Raw genomic sequence first — 1074 nt, 5'->3', positions numbered from 1 at the left:
GGATGCGCGGGGCACGCGCCCCGGGCGTCAGGACGGGGGGAGCCGGCCCGCCAGCTCCGTCAGTTCCCGGAGCGTGAGCCCGCAGGCCGTCTCGGCCTCCGCCCCGGGGACTGCGCCGCAGTCCACCCCGCGCAGGAGGTAACCGGCCAGGGCCCGGGCGGTGGCGGGTTCCTCGAGTACGCCCGACTCCTCCCGGGCGGCCCGGGCGGCCAGCCGTTCGCCGGCGCGGACCAGACCCCGGCGGAAGAAGGCGAAGACGGCGGCGTATCGGGTGGGCAGCTGCCCGGGGTGCAGGTCCCACCCCTGGTGGAACCCGCGGGCCAGGGAACGCTCGACCAGGCGGGCGTGGGTGCGCCAGGCGGCCCGTACGGCCGGTGTGTCCCCGACCGGCAGGATGTTGCTCGAGCCGTCGGCGACCCGCACCCCGGTACCCGCCGCCGCCACCTGCATCACCGCCTTGGCGTGGTCGGCCGCCGGATGGTCGGGGGCCTGGTGATGGGCGGCCACACCGCAGGCCGCGGTGTAGTCGTAGGTGCCGTGGTGCAGTCCGGCGAGGCGCCCGCGGGCGGCGTCGATGAGCAGGGCGGGCGTGGCACGGCCGTCGGCGCCGAGCACCGCCGACGGGGTCTCGATCTGCGCCTCGAAGCGCAGGGTGCCGTGGGGCAGGCCACGGGCCTCCTCCCAGGCTTCGCACAGCTCCGCCATGGCCGCGACCCGGGCCGGGTGGGTGACCTTGGGCAGGGTGACCAGCAGACCGGGCGGGAGCGGGCCCGCCTCGTGCAGCGCCGTGAGCACGATGTCCAGGGTGCGGATCCCCCGTCGCCGGTCCGGGGCCTCCAGGGACTTCATCCGGATGCCGAGGAAGGGTGGTGCCCCGCCCTCGGCCACGAGGCGGGCGAGCAGGCGCCCCACGGCCAGGGCCCGCTCGTCCTCCTCGGAGTCCGGACGTGTGCCGTAGCCGTCCTCGAAGTCGATCCGCAGGTCCTCCACCGGTTCGCCGCGGAGTTTCCCGCGCACCGCCGCGTCGAGGGCCTCGGGATCGTCCACCCCCGTCCCCAGAAGATCCGCCCACAC

Annotated in this window: 1 protein-coding gene; it reads right to left on the bottom strand. The window is 76.4% G+C overall.

Annotated elements, in window-relative coordinates:
• Nucleotides 1–27: 27 nt before the first annotated feature.
• A partial coding sequence (locus tag FNQ90_RS24380) for a DUF6986 family protein (protein WP_182608319.1) occupies nucleotides 28–1074 on the bottom strand: 1047 nt, incomplete at its 5' end.

This window comes from Streptomyces alkaliphilus, from assembly GCF_014141535.1.
GTDB classification, from domain to species: Bacteria; Actinomycetota; Actinomycetes; order Streptomycetales; family Streptomycetaceae; genus Streptomyces; species Streptomyces alkaliphilus.
The sequence above is the reverse complement of the archived record's forward strand: the minus strand, read 5'-3'. Positions and strand labels throughout refer to the sequence as shown.